This is a genomic window from Streptomyces diastatochromogenes, from assembly GCF_002242805.1.
In the GTDB taxonomy this organism is placed as follows: domain Bacteria; phylum Actinomycetota; class Actinomycetes; order Streptomycetales; family Streptomycetaceae; genus Streptomyces; species Streptomyces diastatochromogenes.
On sequence record NZ_MCGQ01000107.1, the window covers coordinates 1 to 935 of the forward strand.

At 70.3% G+C, this 935-nt stretch carries 2 pseudogenes; both read left to right on the forward strand.

Annotated elements, in window-relative coordinates:
- Positions 1-66: 66 nt before the first annotated feature.
- Positions 67-253, forward strand: a pseudogene (locus BEK98_RS50635) (sensor histidine kinase); the annotation flags it as partial.
- 2 nt (positions 254-255) lie between these two features.
- Positions 256-935: pseudogene (locus BEK98_RS46215) on the forward strand (sensor histidine kinase); the annotation flags it as partial.

The window sequence follows — 935 nt, forward strand, 5'->3', positions numbered from 1 at the left end:
GTGTGGTCCGCTCCGGTAGGCGAAAGTCACCGGAAATGCCGTGGCCCGCGCCCGTAGGCTGGAGGCATGACCGCGACGGGGGAAGAGCATGCCAGGGCCCTGACCGGCCCATGGTGGTGGACCAGGTGGCGTAGTGCGGTGCTCGACGGGAGTCTCGCGCTGGTGTCCGCCGTGGAGTGCGGCGCGGAGGGGATCCCGTTCGCGCGGGACGCGGGGATCCCGGTGTCGGTGGGGATCGTGTTCGGTCTGATCGNNTCGTGCTGGTCGCGATCGCGATCACGCCGGCCCAGATGGGTTTCCTGATGGGCATCGTCGGCCTGTACACGCTGGCGGCGTGTGAGTTGCCGCGCCGGATCATCGTGGCGTTGGCGGGGATGTCGTTGCTGGGCACGATGATCGTGACGTTCGTGCGGGTGCGGCAGGACATGGCCCGGGGGGATCTGACCCTGGGGGATTGGTTCGTTCCGTTCGCGTCGATCACGACGTCTCTGGGGCTGACGGCTCCGCCGGTGTTGCTCGGGTTGTACGTGGGGGCGCGGCGCCGGTTGATGGAGAGTCTGCGGGAGCGGGCGGACAGTCTGGAGCGGGAGCTTCAGTTGCTCGCGGAGCGGGCGGAGGAGCGGGCCGAGTGGGCGCGTAACGAGGAGCGGACGCGGATCGCTCGGGAGATGCATGACGTGGTGGCCCATCGGGTGAGCCTGATGGTGGTGCATGCGGCGGCGTTGCAGGCGGTTGCGCGTAAGGATCCCGAGAAGGCGGTGCGGAATGCGGCGCTGGTGGGGGACATGGGGCGGCAGGCGTTGACCGAGTTGCGGGAGATGCTCGGGGTGCTGCGGGCCGGTGATGGTGTGGGGCGGCGTGCGGCGTCGGTGCCGTTGGCCGCGGTGGGGGTGGCGGCTGCGGAGGCGGCGTCGAAGGCGGTCGTCGAGGAGGCG